Raw genomic sequence first — 18,232 nt, 5'->3', positions numbered from 1 at the left:
GTCCCTCCTTTCGCGGAAATGATTTTTCAAACACGCTCTAACTGAAAATGCGGATCAGCTCCAGCGTTTCATTATCGATAATAACGTCCGATTGTTTCAGTTCCTGCATCACCTGAAAAAACTTTTCTCTTTCACCCATGGTAAAATACAGCTTTAACTGACACGTATACGCCTCCAGTGTATTTCCATGCTGCTGTACCAGACGCCGGCACCATTTTTCAGTTTCCGGAAATTTTTTCAGTTCCAGAAGTCTGAGGCAGAGCCCCTCATACTGTTTTACGAAGATCCGCTCTCTGTTTTTCCGATACAGCGATTCTGTGGCCTCCTCCAGCATCTTGACGTACTTCGTCTGCTCCAGAGTTGTAAAGACTTTCTGGCTTAAAACTCTGTTCATATAGTCGAGCATCATCTTCTCGTAATCCGTCTCTTCTTCGCCTTCCTGCTGCATCCCGGTATACATTTTCTGTACCTGTGAGCGGAACTTGTTCAATTCATCGCAGAGCACCGATGCGGCGTAATGCGATGTCTCGGAATCCTCGCTGTTCAGTGCCATAGTAATCGATTCCAGCGATTTTTGCAGATCGCCGCGGATCACATTCAGCATCAGCATACGCAGATTCCGTTTATCGCTGACGGCAAGTGCTTCCTCGAGCGGTGCTATGTTGCGCTCCCGCTCCTCATCCGCCTTCAGATGTGTCCGCACACGTTCCTTACCAAACACAACATCCTCCAGATCGACTGCCTGACGGAATACGGTTTTGAAAAGAAGATAACTGCACAGAAAAAACGCCGGACCGACGACCGGGCAGAGCACCATGACGATAAAACGGATCAAAAAGGCTCTCCGGTTATCGTATTGCACCTCTTCTCCCTGCTCTTGTTTCAAATCACACGCCGGAACATAAACCAGAGCTCCGATCAGCAGATAGATCAGGGCGATCAGGGCATTGACGATCCACAGAACCACAAAAGTCAGGGTTTCATGGCTCATCACGCTGCCACCTCCCTGTTCACAAGGATACTTTTCAGACCCTCTTCCCCGAAGCGTAAGATCACACCTTTCGCATTTTCTTCATCGGTATTGGAAAGCAATACATGCAGCCCGCCATCCAGGATCCCGATATAATCCGTCTGACGCAGCTTCTGTTCCAGAATCTCACCTGCTTTTTTATAATCTTCGCTGCTGCACACAATCCGAACCAGTGAGCATTCTGTCAGACCGTTTCGCTTTGCCTCGAAAAATGCCGCTACCAGCTGCGTAAAGGCATCCTTTTCGAGAATTTTGCTGTTTTCCAGATACCTGTGTTCGTGCAGCGCTTCCAGATAGCGGTTTGCCCGCACCACTGCATTCTGGATCAGATAGCTGATGACCGCCAGACGGTTGGATTCCGCAAGATTCATGCGGTCCCACGGAAGTCCCCACAGCATCAGGATGATCTGCATCTCATCTTCTGCATAAATAGCCTGCGCCATCAGCGGATAGCGCTCATCCATCGTTTTGTTGATGTAAACGCGATGCTCTTTGAGGTCTTCATACATTGCCTCCATCTCAGGATAGCGGATGGAATTTCCCATTTTCCGCGCTGTCGGTGATGTGAACGAAAAGAGACGCGCATAGACGCGGTTGGCGACGGTATAAATTGCCACATCCTCTGTATTCATCAGCTTCGAAATCGTCTGCGCCGCATAGAAAAGCACCTCATAGGCGCCGTAGCGTTCCAGCGACGATGTGATTTCATAGATTTTTCCAAGACTGTCCTTCTGGTTGACAAGCTGCAGCTCAAAAAGCTGTTTCATGCGCACGTTGCTGTCATTGATCTCCGTCATATCGCCAAGCTGTCCGCGCAGATACCCGATCTCCTCTTCATCATCCTTTTTAATCTGGAGAATCTGATCCCGCATATAACCGACAACCATTCCCAGGATAAAAAGCTGTGCCATCCAGATGTAGGTACTGTAGTCCATCAGCACCTCCAGTCCGCTCTGATGGTACATCTGGCGGAAACAGTAGCCCACAGTCGCCAGCAGGGCCGAGAAAATCGCCTGCTGCTGACCATATACGATGGCAAACAGCAACACATAGAGAAGGTACGCATCCAGCTTTGAAAAATACTGGCTGCCGACTACACGGTTGTTGATCATAAAAAATGGGATAAAACAAATCAGATTTTCGATGTACGGAACCAGCATACGGAAAATCCGGCACAACAGACTCCATACCCGGTTTCCCCAACCCGCCCCCGCATCATCACGCTGCAGAAATGAGCTGCTGTGTTTTTGCATATATGTGACAACGGCTTTCACGCCCTTCTCATATGGGACAAAAATCCTTCCGTCAAACTCTTCCTGATACCGGCTGCCATCCAGCACAAGACGGAAACCTTCACCGACTGTATCGTCACGGATCTCCACGCCGTCTGCGTTCTGCCGGATCAGCTCCGCCAGATCCATCTGTGTGATCGCTTCACCGGATGTGATATGGTACAGTGGATATTTGGGACTCTCCTCCATCATTGCGCGATAGGCAAACGCAACGGCATCATCCTGGTAAATCATGGAAAAAACAGTTCTGCTGTTGGCTGCGATCTGATTCGTCTTTAGCATTTCCAGTGTCATCCAAAAACACGGATTTCTGTCTGTTTTTCCTTTTCGCGGAATGCCGTACATATGGTCAAAACGAAGAATCCGCGTGTCCATCCCTCTGGTATCACGGTAGCTTCTGCAGATGTTTTCTCCCTGCAGAAGCGCCATTGCCTGAAAGCTTTTCGCGGATGCCGGTTCCGTTTCGTGGATATCACTGCTGTAGGAACGGCCATAAACTGCTTCGGACGACAAATAAATAAACCGGCCATCCTGCTTAAATGCATACGCCGACAGAATATTGGTCAGATCCGCCGTATAGCGGACAGACTCTTTTCTCGCATCACTCCAGTCATAATTTGTATCATAGGCGCCGAGAAAAAGCACGAGATCCGGATTGACATTCGAGAATATTTCCTGCACACTCACACTGTCATAAGGAAAATCGTAGCGTTCAAAGACACGGCGGTATTTTCCTCTTCTGTCCCGTTTTCCCGTTAACAGATACGTCTTATGTCCTTCTTTTTCCATCTTGGTAATCAGATCATCCATCAGTCTGCTCTCGCCACCGACCAAAAATATTATCATATACTATCCTCTTCGTTTTTGCAGATTACGAAAATGATTTTTCGTTTTTCAGGCACACTCCAGAACCCCACAATTTTGCAATGTCTGCAGCACGGCGTTTACATCCTCCTGCACGTCCTCCGCCGGCACATCATAAGCTTCTCCAAGCCGTCTGGCAATCTCCTCCTCAGACGCGGCATCACCTGTCTGTTCATAAATAAAAGCCGCAGTTTCACTTAGGGTAAGTACCCGATTCATTTTTTCTGTCGTTGTCCCATAAGGAATCAGAATATATTCATCTGCGAGTTGTCTGAGTACAAACTCACCTTTTCTGGTCATCTTTCTCTCCATTCACTTACGTTTTTCTTCCCGATGGTGGGAAAAGCCATCATTCCAGAACATTTCAAAATGACTATACCCTACACTTGTCTGAGTGTTTGATACAGCTGTTTATGAAATGCTGTACTAACAGATTTATTATAGCCCCAACTTATTTCATTGTAAACTTTATTTTATTTTTTATCGTTATCTGTAATATTTTTTTATTTTATCGCTCAAATTTCGGCATTTTTGTGGTATACTGAACCATATCTCTCTTTTCACAAAAAATCTTCAAAGGAGTCTCTCATGCAGCCGCTTGATACCGTTTATCTACAGATTCTGAAAAATTTATGCACCGATTCGTCTGAACCGATCCCACTCGATGGGGTGGATACCGCTGCTTTGTACCGTCTGGCAGAAAAACATTGTTCACTTCCTTTTCTTCTGCCTTATTTTGAACAGCAGCCATCGTTTTCCGGGATAAAACAGCAGACAAAACAGATGCTGCTCTCCTATTATCAGCTGGAACATTTCACACGCCTTACTTTTTCGCTCCTCCTTGCAGAGAAGATTCCCTGTTTCCTCTTAAAGGGTATGAGCCTCGCTGCCAATTATCCTGTTCCCGAATACCGAAAATTGGGAGATCTGGACCTTTATATTCCCGAAAAAGAGGCTTTTTCCCGTGCCTGTCGTATTCTCGAGACGAATGGATACACAGAGGAGCCGGAAGACAGTGATCATCATGTTACCTACCGCTTTACCTTTCCGGAAACCGGCCGTTCCTTTACCCTGGAACTCCATTACCGTATCGTTGGCATCTATCAGTTTGCCCGTGCCAACGAGCTGATAGATGAGATCTTCTCCCCGGATCATCTGAAGCCGTCTTTCGTGGAACTTTACGGTCAGACCTATCCTGTTCTTCCGCCCACGGAAAATGTATTTTATATGCTGCACCATATGCTCAAACACTATCTCTACAGTGGTTTCGGCAGCCGTCTGCTCTGCGATTTTACCTTGTATCTGAAGCAGTATGCATCTGAGATTGATTTTGAGAAAATCCACTCCTGGTGCCGGGAATCAAAAATTTTTCATCTTTATGAGCTGATTCTCGGATCCTGCCATCTTTATTTCGGTCTTTCCGCTTCGATTGACCCGCAGATTCGTTCTTCTGCCGCTGACTGTGCTGCCTTTCTGGAACAAATTCTCGCAGACGGCGACTTTGGCATTGACACGGAGCGGAAAATCGTAAGCCGCGGCTCTTACCGGCACGCCGGTGTCCGTGCCTGGTTCCACGAAGGGCATGTTCAGATGAAGCTTCGATTTTCCAAGCTTCATAAATGTGTGTTGCTCTGGCCGGTATTTTGGGGAATCACTTTTTTCTGTTTTCTCTCCAATACCTACCGCGTCCGCCATACAACACTGCGTCAGACATTAGCAGACTTCCGCGCCGATAACCAGAAAACCAAGCTGTTGAAAATTTTTGAAAATAACGATATCCCGTAACTGGAAATCCAACAACATTTCCTGTAAAACTCCATAAGGATGGTCTGCACTTTTTGACTATCCGGTAGTATTTGTTTCAGAGTAAAAAAAGAGTAAGTGAACGTCTCCCCTTGTTCACTTACTCTTTTTTCTATACCGTCGATTCCATCTCATTTTTCATGACTTTGAACCGATCACAATCTATGGAAATGCATGCTCCCTCCGCCTATCCCCTTGCAAAGGTTCCACGCCTGTTTTTAATAAAAATGCTGATATCCGATCTGAATTCCGCTGCCGTATCCGCTGTTGAAATACAGGCATCCGCCAACCGGGCTCTCGCCGGAAAGTGCTGCCTGTGCAGCTGCATAACAGTCACTTCTTGCTCCGCGGGAAAGCACGCTCTGGAATGTTCCGGTCGCAACCGGTGTAAACTGTCCACCCTGATAAATAACGCCGGAAACACTGTTCGGGAAGGAACCGCTGTTGACACGGTTTACTACAACCGCTCCGACTGCCACCATTCCTGTGTAGCTCTCGCCGCCTGCCTCGCACTCGATCAGTGCTGCAAGCATTGCCACATCATTGCTGTCTGCGGAAATTACCGATGCACTGCCTGCTGTGGAGGCTGCTGCTGCGCTGCTTGCCGCACAGGCCTGTGATGCCTGGTATTCCTCCATGGAAACAGCACCTTTTAACTCCTCTGAAAGTGTCACATAGTCTCCATGAACGTATGCGCTGCTTCCGCTGTACTGGATCTGATACCAGTCTGCCTCTTCGCCGAATACGCTGACCTCACCATTCTGTGTCAGTGTTCCGATCTGCGCGGAATCTGTGGATGCTGCCTCACGGACACGAAGGCTGTCCGCCTGAACAACTCCGGTGATACCGCACATATTGCGGTAATGTGCTTTTGCCTCTTCCCCAAATACCAGATATTCATTCTTTATGTAGCCTTCTACACCATTGGAAGAGATCTTGCTCCACTCGTCTCCTTTTTCTGTTACAGTAACCGCATAGCCCGGCATCAGAACTCCGACGATCTCGGAATCTGCGTTTGCCTCGCTGCGGATGTTGACATATCCTTCTACGTTTGCTGCAGCCATTGTGCTCCAGTCTGTTTTATTTAAAATGGTTTCTTCCTTTGTCTCTGCTTTTACGGGTGCAGCCATGATGACAGTCAGTGTGAGCACGCTCCCCAGGATGCCCGGCACATAACTTTTTTTGAATGTCATACTTACCTCCTGAACAATTATTACGTTTTTGTTACATCTTGTTACAAACCGATTCTACCAGTGTTACATCTTTTTGTCAACTGGAACATTTCGACAACATTCCTGTCTTTTCCCATCGTTTTTTTCATAGAACCCACAATTTTTCACCACTTTTCCGCTTTTTTGACGAATTGGATCGGTTTTTATTCCCACTTTTTCTTCTGCATGCGACCTGCCTGGAATACTTTTCCGTGTCTTGTTTCCTTCTTTTTATTTTGCTTTTGTTTCACATTCTGCCCTTTCTGCCCTCTTTTTCCGCAAATATTTTTTAAGAAATTGTGACAGTTCTTTTTCTATTTTTCGACATGCATTACAAACCTTTTCCACTTTTGACGCATTTTCAAATTTTCTTTTAACTTTTTATTTTTACATGATATTTCTTTCTACATATGGTATAATCTTTAAAAAGAAAGAAAATTTATATTTTATCAATTATTTTTCTTTCAATTTATACGTGAAACTTACCGCAGGAAAATAAAACAGACCGACATTAGAAACCGATCAGGTGAAAGGAGGATGTCATATGTTACACAGCACACAGACAACGAAAAAACACACAGGAAATTTGATTCTGAGATTCGGAATGGCAGGCCTCCTGGCGGCCGGATTATTTTTTTCCGCTCCGTATTCGGCAGCAGCCGAGACAGTTCCAAGTGCAGAAAATACAGACGCCGGTGAAATTACCATTCACTTCACCCATTACGATGCACAGGACCTGGAATTCTATCTGAACACCGATCAGGCGGCTCTTGCTTTTACCGATGCTGCCCTGACATTTCAGGATTCCACAATGGATGCGCCGGTCACCATGTCATATCTTTCCGATGATGGTTCCTATGTCCTGTATCAGAACAGCGAACCGGTCGAGGAAGTAAACGGAACGTTCTCCGTATCGATGGTTACGGAACCTGGCTACACACTGGATATGGATCAGATTTCCTTCTATGTTAATGGACAGGCCGTTTCCAATGGCGGTTCCGTTGTGATTACGGATTCTTCGGCGGCGATGACTTCTCTTGTTTACTGTACCGCAATCCCGGAAACACCGGCAACTGACCCGGAGCCATCTCTTCCAGAAGAGCCATCTGCACCGGAAGTTCCGGAAGAACCGGCCGCTCCAGAACCATCCGTTCCGGAACAGCCATCCGCACCGGCAGAAACCCCGACCGTGGTACAGCCATCTGCTTCGGAACAGCCGGCACAGGAAAATATTCTTCCGGAAACCGCAGCTCCTGCATCCAAAACCGCACCGGAACAGGTTCCTGCATCCGAACCGATCTCAGCAGAACCGATTGCCAGCGCAGTTGTTACAGAAGACGAAGAAGTTGATCTTTCCACCATCCACCCGGAAGTTACCGCATCCGCTGTTACTTCTTCCAGCCAGCTTCCAGCTGCAACGCAGATTGTACCATCTGGCAGAACAACAGACCCGGATGCACAGATTCTTACTTCGGAAACTGCAGCTCTTGAAAATGCCGCACAGGCCGAGAATACACAGACTGCACACACAGGAATCGGCTCCTGGTTCCATCAGCGAACAAATCAGATCCTCGCAGTCATGATTGCTGTGATCCTGCTTCTGATCCTGATCGAATCACTTCTGGCACTAAAGGATTCCATGAATCAGGAAAGATCGCATCGCTTCTATTAAAAATAAGGTCCATAATAAAAAATAAGCATACAAAAAGAAGGAACGTATCTCATGAAACATGGGATACGTTCCTTCTCTTATATTATTTTTTATCCTCTTTTTTTCGCAGCCGCTTTCTGAATCTCACAGAAATCGTGCAGCGCCTGACGGCCGATTTTTACGATTTTACGGATGTTGATGGAATTTGTTCCGCCCTGACGCGGCTTGAAGCTGATCGGGATGAAACGGATTTTCCGGTGAAAATACGCTCCGAAGGCAGTCATCAGTGCGTTCGGCAGATTGTAGTTTTCCGGCATCAGCGGCAGATACTCGGCCACGTAGTCTGTTTTCATCAGACGGAACGGGGCATTTGCATCCGGCACGGATACGTGGAAATAGGTCCAGAGCACCGCGCACAGCACTTTTTCCACGACAGCGCGGGAAAAGCCGTCGCCGCGGCTTGTGCGGTTTCCGAAAATGGCGTCGTAGCCCTCGCGGATCTGCCAGAACTTTTCGAACTCCTCCGGATCGGTCTGACCGTCGGAATCGGTCTGGAAGATATAGTCCGCACCGTTTTCAAGTGCATAGCGGTAGCCGTACAGAACGGTGGAACCGTGGCCGCCGTTTGGCTTCGTCAGCACGGTGAGCAACGGGTGGGTTTCGCACTCTGCTGAAGCAATTTCATACGTATCGTCGCGGCTTCCGTCGTTGATGATCACAAGACGGGACGCACCGCCGCCGTTATGCTTCTCCACGACGGGACACCATTCCTCGATCGTTCTTTTGATATTTTCCGACTCATTATAGGCTGGTATTACAATATATAAGGTATCCATTGGTATTCTCCTTGCATTTCCTTCCATCCATTATACAGGATTTCTTTTCATTGCGAAAGATGCACTCATGGAGAAAATTTCCCAGTACCGTTCGTTTGTTATTCTTCCCACAGTTTCTGCGGATAACGGCCCTCGTCTTTTAATTTCTGCAGTGCTGCCATGACATTTTCTTTGTCTTCTTTGTACGTTACGCCGTACCAGTTATCATAGGAGCGGAGTACGGTGACTTCCGCTTTTTTCTCCTGCAGCAGTTCATCGACAACGAACGGCAGGAAGTATTCGCCTTTTAACGGGTTGGTTTTGTATACATTCTCGAGGAACGGCAGGAAGCGGCGTTTCAGCTCGATCAGAATGCTCGGTGTGAAGCCCCAGAGGTTCATGGAAACGATGGTTCCCTGCGGCAATCCGGTCCAGGTTGCGCCGTCATCCTCGGTGTATTCGGCCTGTCCGCCGTGGTTTTCGATTCTTGTGCGCTCATGAATGCCGACAAGGTGGTTCTGGTCGTCTGCGGTGCAGATGCCGCGGGCTACGTGGCCATTGTCGGTCAGGGTTTTGTACAGGTCGTAGGCAACCATCGCGTACTGATAGGTCGCGCCGTCCTGCTCGGTTGTCAGCTGACGGTAGATCTCCTCGAATGCCGTTCTTCCATAATAATCATCGGAATTGATGACTGCGAACGGTGCGCCGTCGATGGCTTCTGCCGCACAGAGAATCGCATGACCGGTTCCCCACGGTTTGACGCGGCCTTCCGGCACTTCGTAGCCTTTCGGGAGAACGTCGAGTTCCTGGTAAACATACTCTACATCCATGTATTTCTCAATTCGCTTGCCGATGCCCTCGCGGAATGCCTCGTCGATGGCTTTTTTGATGATAAAGATGACTTTCTCAAAACCTGCCTGTTTTGCATCATAAATGGAAAAGTCGATAATCATATTTCCGTACGGGTCAACTGGATCAATCTGTTTTAATCCGCCGTAACGGCTTCCCATTCCTGCTGCCATGATGACTAATACTGGTTTTTTGCTCATGATGTTCTCTCCTTTTTATTCTCCAAAATAAGCTTTTAATCTCTCCGCAAAGTCTGCCGGGATTTCTCTTTCAAATGGAAATGGTTCTGCATCCGCCAGATACTCGGCAATTTCGCCCAGGACACCGGCGCTCCGGTTCAGTGACCAGGCGGAGATCCAGTCGATCGTATCGTGGCAGGTGTGCATGCCGAAACCATCGCGGTTCAGCGTCATCGCCGGGATGCCCTTCCATGCGAAGGTGTTGGAATCGCTGCTCCAGATGTTGTTGATGAGCGATACGCCTTTGTCCGCCTGTTTTAAGTGCTCCATGATCGCGTCGCATGCCTCTTTCGTTGCTGCCACGCCAAGCACGGTTCCGCCGATGGCCTGTCCGGCGAGGTCGACGTTCATGTTGAAGCGGTGCTGCGCCAGCTCGGCTTCATGCGTTTTCACATACGCCCGGCTTCCGCAGAGACCCAGCTCCTCCGCGCCGAACCAGATGCATTCCAGTGTCCGTTTCGGGCGGTTTTCGGCGAAGTAGTGTGCCAGCTCCATGATGATCGCTGCGCCCGCCATGTTGTCGTATGCACCAGGTCCCTGCGGAACGGAATCGTAATGAGCCGTCAGCGTCAGGATTTCCTCTGGCTGCTCGGTTCCCGGGATGCGCAGGATGATATTTTTCGACGTTCTCCTGATTTTTTTCTGCTGTAAAACGAGGCGTGCACGGCTCGCTCCCCGTTCTACCAGTTCCATCGCATCAAGATAATGAATGACGGCGCACGGCAGTTTCGGATTTTTTACGCCGCGCAGGGTGCGGTAGTCCGGCAGACGGTCCTCGTCTTTGTCCAGCGGCGTTCCGGTCAGGATCAGAAATCCGACGGCTCCTGCTTTTTCCAGTTTTTCATAGTTTTCTGCATTGGCACCGCCGTTGATCAGGACGATTTTCCCTTCTGCATGGGAAAGGCTGACCGGGTCGCCGTTTTCTACGTAGAGGAATGGTGCCTCCACGCCTTCCGGAGCGGTATTGGCTGCCGCGAAGCAGCCGCGGACGGTGTATGTTTTCTCATATGGCTCTGTGACCGTAAAGACAGCTTCGTCAACCTGCCATGTCTCAATCTCGAACGGCTCGCGGCGGATCTGCAATTCGCCCTGCCCCCATTTTTCTGCGATTTCAGAAAGTTCTTTTTCGATCCGGCAGGCTGCTTTTTCTTCGCCTTTCGTTCCGGCTTCGCGGATGTAGTTAAACTGGCTGACGAACGCATACTGCCGCTGGCCGCTGATGGTATTTGCTTTCATAATAATGTTATGTCCTTTTCTTTTTTTATTTTCTTGTTTCAACTCACAGTCGGTATTTCACGGAGTCTGACATGTCGAAAATAGTTCGACTGTGACTTGTCTCATGTCAGTGGAGGATACCGATTTCTCTCCGCCCGCCACTGCCGTTATGTTTCTTTTAGCAATTCATCCCACTGCTTCAGAAACGGGGGACTTCTTGTCTACTGGTATTAAAGTTCTTCCAGTACCGCTTTCGCGCTGCGTACCGCTTTGACGTCCGTGCGGTAGAGGGTGTATTCGCTTAAGGATGGAAGTCCCATGTTCACATTTTCTTTCCGGTACTGCATCGGGCTCGCCAGTTCGATTTTTCCGGACATGTGGTAGGCGGTCACACCGGTTTTCGGATACAGCTCGCGGATCGCATCCGCGCAGATACCGCCGCCCGCCTGAATACGGATGCGTCCCGCCGCCTGGCGCTGCAGTTCGGCGAGAAGCTCTGCTCCTTTTACCGCACTGTTCTGCTGACCGGAGGTAAGAATGGTGTTCATACCAAGCAATACCGCCTGCTCAAGCGCTTCTTTGGGATCGCGGCAGACATCAAACGCGCGGTGCAGCGTCACGGACATGCCGTCGGCTGCCTCCATCAGCTGTTCCATTGCCGCCATATTCATCGTTCCATCCTCTTTCAGCACACCGACCACAACGCCCTCTGCACCAAGTTCGCGGTACATCGCGACTTCCTCGCGGATTTCTTCTAATTCATATGGGGTGTAGCAGAAATCCCCGAACCGCGGGCGGATCAATGCATGAATCGGAATGGTTGTCTGTCTGCGGATCACCTCAAACAGCTTCGGACCCGGCGTTGTTCCGCCGATCACCAGATTCTGACACAGCTCCAGCCGGCTTGCCCCGCCTTTTGCCGCCGCAAGCGCCGACTCCGCCGAGTCCACACAGACTTCCAGGATATAATCGTTCATAAAATTCCCTCTGTTTTCGTAATTTTCTTTCTCTATCATACCCTATTTGAGGCAATTAGGAAAGAGCTTCTTTGGTTCACTTTCGTTCACTTCTGCTTCTGATGCAGATATTTTTCTCTCGTTGCCATGCCGCCGCGAATGTGGCGTTCAGACTTGTTCACATCCAGAATTTTCCTTGCCTCTGCCGCCAGACCCGGATTCACTTGTACCAGACGTGATGTCAGATCCTTATGCACGGTACTTTTGCTCACTCCGAATTTTTTCGCCGTCTGCCGTACGGTCGCTTTCGTCTCAATCATGTAAATTGCTGTCTCCACAGCACGCTCTTCGATATAGTCCCTCACAAAAAGCCTCCGAAGACGCTGTTTTTACAGTGTATTCGGAGGCTTTGATGGGTATGTCTTCTATTTTATTATTTGTAATATACCCATACCGCTTTTGTCTGTTCCAGCACCTGATCGATATCCCAGGTTTTTTCGGAATTTTTTCTGCTGTTTGGGTCGTTGATTTTCAGTCTGCCATTCTGCAATCCGGTAAGAACGATAAAATGACCGTTGCTGGTAAACTCCCCGGGTCCCATCAGGGCAATGATGGGGTTTCCGGCCTGCAGGTTGTTTTCCACCCGTTCCCGTTCCACAGGGATTTCTTTGCTGGAAAGGCCGATCTGCCGGGCTCCTTCCAGCATCAGAGACCAGGCGGTTCCGCTGCCGTCTACGGCATAGCCGTTCTGTGAGGCAAAATCGGCGACCCAGCGCGGATTTTTTGTGATATCGCCAGTCATGAAAATGGCAACCATGGAAAGTGCTGTCGGTCCGCAGCCGCTTAATCCCATCACTTCACCGGCATATCGGTGATAGCCCCATCTCTGATCCCACTGCAAGAGAAGCGGAACCTCCGATGCGGATGACAGGTCGCTCAGGTCAATCTCCGGCTCCTCCTCTTTTTTCAACGGATATTCTTCGACGAACGTCTCCGTCTCATTGTTTCTCTCGTAAAGCGACAACAGCTCCTCCGGGTACTGATCCATTGAAATGCCGTTTGCTTTTGCATACCGTTGGATCGGATTCTGCCGGAAGCGCCGCACACCGCCCAAAAGCAGAAGACAGCCGAACAGCAATAGCAGCCCGCGGATCCGCCATACCTTTCTTTTTCGTCTCCGTGCTCTTTCTCTTCTTTGTATTATCCTTCTTTGTGTCATTCTTTTTTGTTCTGCTGTCTCTTGCCATTCCAGTGTATTGTTTTCACGGATCATGAAAAATCCCCCTCCCGATCTTATGGTGTACTCCAAAAATCTTTCTGTGCCTGATTTTGTGAGATGATTGAGAGTACATTCTTCCTTTTCATCATAACAAATTTCCGATTTTTCTTTTTGTATATTTTCCGAAGAAAAACTACTTTTTTTCCGTCTGCTTTCTTAAGATTTTTTGTATCTGTGCAAAGCCATGCGAAACGGAAGCAAAACCGCAAGCAGGAAAAAGATGGCAAATTCCGGAAATATCATTGAGAAAAAAGTTCAAAAATGGTAAAATAGGAAAAACAACATCTTTAAGCGGAGGATAAAACAAAATGAAAAAACTGAAAGTAAAAAAAGGCAGCACCTGTATGGCTTGTCTTGCCTGTGTGGGAGCATGTTCTGAGGCATTTTATAAGGTATTTGATCCGGACAAGGCATGTCTGCAGATCGTAGAGAAAAAGGCTGTTCGCCCGATCGCCTGTCCGCAGTGCGGTAAATGTGCCGAGGCCTGTCCGGAAGGCGCCATCACCCAGAACCCGAAGGGCGTTTACATGATCAACAAGAAAAAATGTACGGGATGCGGAGCCTGTGCGAAGGCCTGTCCATTTGGCCTGATCGTAAAAACCGAGGGAAATCCGGCTTCCAAATGTATCGCCTGCGGTATCTGCGCGAAAGCCTGCCCGATGGATGTACTGGAAGTTGTGGACGAATAATGATCCGAACTCTTAGATACCGCCAGGATCTCATGTAAGCACAGATCCTGACTCATTGCTCACATAAACATAAAAATGCACTGTGGAACGTCGTCGGACAATTCCACAGTGCATTTTTCTGTTAAACGAAAAACAATTGATTCCCGCTCGCCGCCTGGCAGAATGATCGATGCCCGTTTCCGCAGACAGCATTCCGACAAAAAGGGACAAAATTTACAATTTTACTCCCGCGCCAGCAGAACCATCGATTTTGCCGGAAGCATCATGCTTTCTTTCATCTCTGCTCCATCCTCTGCACAGCGTTTTCCATCGCAGAGCAGTTTCCAGTTTCCTTCCGGGAGTTTCTGCAAAGCTTCTTTTTCCCATGGATTGTAGAAGACGCAGACTGCGCGGCCATTCGGGTATTCCAGTTCGTAACCTGCGATCTGGTTTTCACGGAAAAATGTCTTTTTACAGTCCGGCTCGCACGTTCCGTATGCCTGAAATTTTCGGCGCAGAGCGAGAAGACCACGGTAATAGTCCACCAGCTCTTCCTGCTCTAAGGCGCGTGTCCAGTCAATTTTGTTGAGCTGCCACGACGATTTGAAGCTGTTTCCTTCGCCATGCTTCGTGCGCGCAAATTCCTCACCCGCCTGGAAAAACGGCATTCCCTTGCAGGTCATCACAATGCCCGCCGCCAGACGGTTCATCGAAAGCGTCCGCTCATCCATCTTGTCAAAATCCGGCTCCGCATCCTCCTTCCGCTTCGGATCGGACAGTTTTAATTTATCCCACAGTGTATAATTATCATGTGCCGACACATACGGAATCAGCTGGCTCGCATTGCGCGGCTCATAGGCTCCTTTTCCGTCCAGCCAGCCGTCTGTCGCGGAAAGTATTCCTGCTGAAAGACGCTCTTTTCCATTGACATAGCCTCCCTCTGCGGCAATGAAAACACTTCCCTTGATGGAATCTCTCGTATCGTCACAGAACATGGAAATGCCATCCATCAGCTTTCCGATATTCTGTTTATCCGAAGGGAAATATCCCTCCTGCATTGCGCTTGCCGCTGCTTTCCACGGTTCACCGTAAACCAGAATCTCCTCGCCGCGCGGCATCCGGTTCAGAGCTGTGCGGATCGCATTCATTGTCTCCGTATCGTGCAGTGCCATCAGATCGAAGCGGAATCCGTCGATGTGATACTCCTTCGCCCAGTAGCAAACCGAGCGCACCATAAAGCGGCGGAACATCTCCCGCTCACTCGCTGTCTCGTTTCCGCAGTCGGAACCATTGGAAATCGTGCCGTCCTCCCATTCACGATAATAATAGTAAGGAACTGTTTTCTGAAACGGCGAATCGAGATTGTACGTATGATTGTATACCACATCCATAATCACACCGATGCCGGCCTTATGCAGCGCCTGAACCATTTCCTTCATTTCCCGGATACGTACCTCCCCGTGGAACGGATCGGTTGCATAGGATCCCTCCGGCACATTGTACTGCACCGGGTCATATCCCCAGTTGAACGCTTCCGCATCATCTTCCGGCACACTGCCAAAATCGAAAACAGGAAGCAGATGCACATGAGAAATGCCAAGCGATTTCAGGTAATCGAACCCCGTCGCATGAATCCCGTCGCCGTTCAGCGTCGTGCCTTCTTCCGTAAACGCCAGAAACTTTCCACGGTGTTTATCCGAAATACCGGAATGCGGATCACTCGAAAAATCTTTCACATGAAGCTCATACACACAACGATCCTCCGGCCGGATTTCCGGTCTTTCATCCTGCTCCCAGCCTGCCGGGTCCGTCTCTGCAAGATTCACCACCATGCTCCGCTCCGAATCAATACCGGAAGCCACGCCGTACGGATCTGTCGTATCAAAGACACCATCCGAGTGCAGGATATGATACGTATAATACGTTCCATACCAGGCTCCCTGCATTGCACAGCTCCAGACACCCTTTTCGCCGCGCGTCATCGCAATCGAGGCTATTTTTCGGTCCCCGCGCTCACGGCTGCTGCCGCAGGAAAACAGCTCCAGTGAAACCTCCATTACTGTCGGCGCCCAGAGCTTCCACTCTGTCACAAACTGCTCATCCTTTTTCGGCATCTGCCAGTTTTCATCACATTCCCTGCTCTTTCTCACCGAGACACCGAGGTCATCTCCTTCGTACGTAAAGTTTTCCACAAATTCTTCCGATTCAAAAAAGCTTTTCCACTCCGCCGGCGTTCTTTTCACCACCGCATTCATCTTCTTTCCCTCTATTTCTTTGTAAACTCGCAGAATCTCTCCGACACTCCACGCCTGCGCATAGCAGCCCTTCGACATCACCGGCGCCGCACCATCATAAATCTCCGCCAGATGAAACAGGCATCCTTCCTGCATCCAGCTCGCAAGACGCTCCAGTCCGCGATGCACTTCCTGTTTTCCCTCCTTCGGAAAATAGTTCAGCACCGCACGGAAATACGCCCCAAGCGGAAATCCCCAGACTGTCCCCTGATGATATGCCCTGTCACGCTCCGGCTGGCTTCCGCCGATCCATGGATGAAACGCCGGATCCTCCATCTCCAATGACCGCATTCCTGCTGTCGTATACAGCTTTTCTTTGACCGCCTGTAAGATCCGCTGCCCCTGCTTCTGACTCACCATCTGAAACGGAAGTGCCAGCACAAAGACCTGATTGCATCGGAACTGCTTCTCTTCATACGTGCCGTTCAGCACATCCTTCAGATATCCTTCCTCTTCCATCCAGAACTTTTCGAGGAAACTCTTCTTCACCTGCTCCGCAAGCTTCCCATACGCCGATCCATCCTTTCCGACAAACGGCGCCAGCTCTTCCAGAATCCTCAGACCATTATACCAGTACGCATTAATCTCCACCGGCTTCCCGTGACGCGGTGTCGGCAGCTCCTTGTCAATCCGCACATCCATCCACGTCACCTGTTCCAGACCGCCCCCGGCCATAATCAGCCCGTCACTGTCCATTTTAATATGGAAATCCGTTCCCTTCTGATACCAGAACACAATATCCTCCATCACCGGAAACGCCTCGCACACAAACTCCAGATCTCCTGTTTCAAGGTAATACTCATACACCACATCCAAAAACAAAAGGGCCGCATCCACCGTATTATACATCGGAAGCGCATCCCCCTCCGGAAACAGGTTCGGCATCAGTCCTTCTTTTGTATATGCCATAAAAGTCCGAAGAATGCTCTTACACTCCTCATACTCCCCAATTGCCAGCGTGCACCCCGGCAGCGAAATCATCGTATCCCGCCCCCAGTCCGCAAAATAAGGAAAACCAGCCATAATACTCTTCCCACCTGTCGATGCACGTTCCGTAATATACTGACTCGCACTCACCGCCAGCCGCTTTCCCACCGGATCAGAAATCCCGGACTTTTCCGCAATCATCTCCTGCCGCTTCTCTTCCTCTTCTATCCACAGCGCAATCCTTTCCTCATCCCACTTATCCACATCATCCGCGAGACTATACACAACAAAAAAGACCTGCTCCCTGCCGTCTCCCGTCATCTCAAACCGAATCCGATGATTCACGACAGCACTTCCGATGCCATCTCTTCCATCCCGCGCATCCTGCTCAAAAAACAAATCCCTCCAGATCCTCTCCTTCTCCATCTGAAGCTCCCCATTCGTTCCATAAGAAAGAATCACACCATTACTCGCAATGCACTTCCGGTCCACCGCAAAATTCTGCCCCTCCTGCAGCTGCTCTCCCTTCGCCGCAAACCGCATCACCGGCCGAACCGAAAAACTCCCCTTCTTCCCACTTCTCACCCGATACCGGACAAGAACCGTATTCTCCCCCTGAACCATCCCAATCGTCTTCTCAATTTCAATCCCCTTCACCCGGTAAAACCATACCGGCAGACTCCCCATCTCAAATCCTTCCAGAAACCGAAACCCCTCCACATTCTGCGTCCGATTCACAAACTCCTGTGAAAACAGCTCCGTTTCCTCTCCATCCACCTCCAACGTCTCCCAGACATTCGAAATCAGATGCTCCCGCACCGTAGGCGCCTTCAATGCTCCCATTAACAGCGCCTGATCATTCCTCGCCGCATTCCCCATCACCGTCAGCGAACAATAACCTCCCAGTCCGTTTGTCAGCAAAAAACACTTCTTTTCTCCACTCCGGAAATCCATCCACTCCGAAGCATTCAGTCGAATCCTATCCATACCCAAAAACCTCCAAATTTCACACAATATCTTCCCGAAACTTTTCTGTTTTCATAAAATCAAGCACAAAAAACTCCGAAAATATTTTTTTTCATTCTATCTCCAAACTTCGCACCAGTCAACAAACTCACGCCGATTCGCCCTCTGGGCGA

14 protein-coding genes are annotated in these 18,232 nt (G+C 49.3%); 3 read left to right on the top strand and 11 right to left on the bottom strand.

The genetic code is table 11. The features are described from left to right. Window positions 1-37: 37 nt before the first annotated feature. From DW769_RS13315 to DW769_RS13305, 3 genes are read right to left on the bottom strand one after another with little or no spacing between them, the layout of a single operon-like run. Window positions 38-991: a hypothetical protein gene (locus tag DW769_RS13315; RefSeq protein WP_117801626.1), complete on the bottom strand. Its 954-nt coding sequence runs from the start codon at window positions 989-991 to the stop codon at window positions 38-40. After that, entirely contained in the window at window positions 991-3,168 is a 2,178-nt protein-coding gene (locus tag DW769_RS13310; protein WP_117801627.1) for an NAD-dependent epimerase/dehydratase family protein, read from the bottom strand. The genes DW769_RS13315 and DW769_RS13310 overlap by 1 nt, the downstream gene beginning before the upstream one ends. A gap of 48 nt (window positions 3,169-3,216) precedes the next feature. After that, on the bottom strand, window positions 3,217-3,486 hold the full coding sequence (locus DW769_RS13305) for a PqqD family protein (protein ID WP_158555018.1): 270 nt from the start codon (window positions 3,484-3,486) through the stop codon (window positions 3,217-3,219). A gap of 288 nt (window positions 3,487-3,774) precedes the next feature. On the opposite strand from DW769_RS13305, the gene DW769_RS13300 reads away from it, so the two are divergent. Next, window positions 3,775-4,971, top strand: coding sequence for a nucleotidyltransferase domain-containing protein (locus DW769_RS13300; RefSeq protein ID WP_118750480.1), 1,197 nt, complete (start codon window positions 3,775-3,777; stop codon window positions 4,969-4,971). 236 nt (window positions 4,972-5,207) lie between these two features. On the opposite strand, the gene DW769_RS13295 is transcribed toward DW769_RS13300, so the two are convergent. Then, entirely contained in the window at window positions 5,208-6,182 is a 975-nt protein-coding gene (locus tag DW769_RS13295) for a cell wall hydrolase (RefSeq protein ID WP_117805260.1), read from the bottom strand. A gap of 562 nt (window positions 6,183-6,744) precedes the next feature. Here DW769_RS13295 and DW769_RS13290 point away from each other — a divergent pair. Continuing rightward, window positions 6,745-7,872: a hypothetical protein gene (locus DW769_RS13290; RefSeq protein WP_118750479.1), complete on the top strand. Its 1,128-nt coding sequence runs from the start codon at window positions 6,745-6,747 to the stop codon at window positions 7,870-7,872. An 89-nt stretch (window positions 7,873-7,961) separates the two neighbouring features. Here the strand turns inward: DW769_RS13290 and DW769_RS13285 are convergent, their stop codons facing one another. The 6 genes from DW769_RS13285 to DW769_RS13260 form a co-directional block, all read right to left on the bottom strand. Next, window positions 7,962-8,687 (bottom strand): glycosyltransferase family 2 protein, encoded by a 726-nt coding sequence (locus DW769_RS13285; protein ID WP_117801630.1) that lies wholly within the window; start codon window positions 8,685-8,687, stop codon window positions 7,962-7,964. Window positions 8,688-8,785: 98 nt separating this feature from the next. Beyond that, the gene (locus DW769_RS13280; RefSeq protein ID WP_055220899.1) at window positions 8,786-9,715 is read right to left on the bottom strand and encodes a nucleotidyltransferase family protein; all 930 of its coding nucleotides are present in this window, start codon (window positions 9,713-9,715) and stop codon (window positions 8,786-8,788) included. 15 nt (window positions 9,716-9,730) lie between these two features. Continuing rightward, window positions 9,731-10,990 carry a M20/M25/M40 family metallo-hydrolase gene (locus tag DW769_RS13275; protein ID WP_118750478.1) on the bottom strand — a complete coding sequence of 420 codons (1,260 nt, stop codon included), beginning with the start codon at window positions 10,988-10,990 and terminating at the stop codon, window positions 9,731-9,733. Between the two features lie 209 nt (window positions 10,991-11,199). After that, on the bottom strand, window positions 11,200-11,946 hold the full coding sequence (locus DW769_RS13270) for a copper homeostasis protein CutC (protein ID WP_118750497.1): 747 nt from the start codon (window positions 11,944-11,946) through the stop codon (window positions 11,200-11,202). Between the two features lie 86 nt (window positions 11,947-12,032). Then, window positions 12,033-12,290 carry a sporulation transcriptional regulator SpoIIID gene (gene spoIIID / locus DW769_RS13265; RefSeq protein ID WP_055220903.1) on the bottom strand — a complete coding sequence of 86 codons (258 nt, stop codon included), beginning with the start codon at window positions 12,288-12,290 and terminating at the stop codon, window positions 12,033-12,035. 68 nt (window positions 12,291-12,358) lie between these two features. Then, on the bottom strand, window positions 12,359-13,198 hold the full coding sequence (locus DW769_RS13260) for a C39 family peptidase (protein ID WP_055225735.1): 840 nt from the start codon (window positions 13,196-13,198) through the stop codon (window positions 12,359-12,361). A gap of 314 nt (window positions 13,199-13,512) precedes the next feature. Here DW769_RS13260 and DW769_RS13255 point away from each other — a divergent pair, with 314 nt between their 5' ends. Then, complete coding sequence (locus tag DW769_RS13255; RefSeq protein WP_022463049.1) at window positions 13,513-13,893, top strand: 4Fe-4S binding protein; 381 nt, start codon at window positions 13,513-13,515, stop codon at window positions 13,891-13,893. 221 nt (window positions 13,894-14,114) lie between these two features. On the opposite strand, the gene pulA is transcribed toward DW769_RS13255, so the two are convergent. Beyond that, the gene (gene pulA / locus DW769_RS16465) at window positions 14,115-18,080 is read right to left on the bottom strand and encodes a type I pullulanase (protein ID WP_158579826.1); all 3,966 of its coding nucleotides are present in this window, start codon (window positions 18,078-18,080) and stop codon (window positions 14,115-14,117) included. Window positions 18,081-18,232 lie beyond the last annotated feature (152 nt).

The sequence above is a fragment of the Blautia sp. AM29-29 genome, from assembly GCF_003480555.1.
Classification (GTDB): Bacteria; Bacillota; Clostridia; order Lachnospirales; family Lachnospiraceae; genus Fusicatenibacter; species Fusicatenibacter saccharivorans.
The sequence above is the reverse complement of the archived record's forward strand: the minus strand, read 5'-3'. Positions and strand labels throughout refer to the sequence as shown.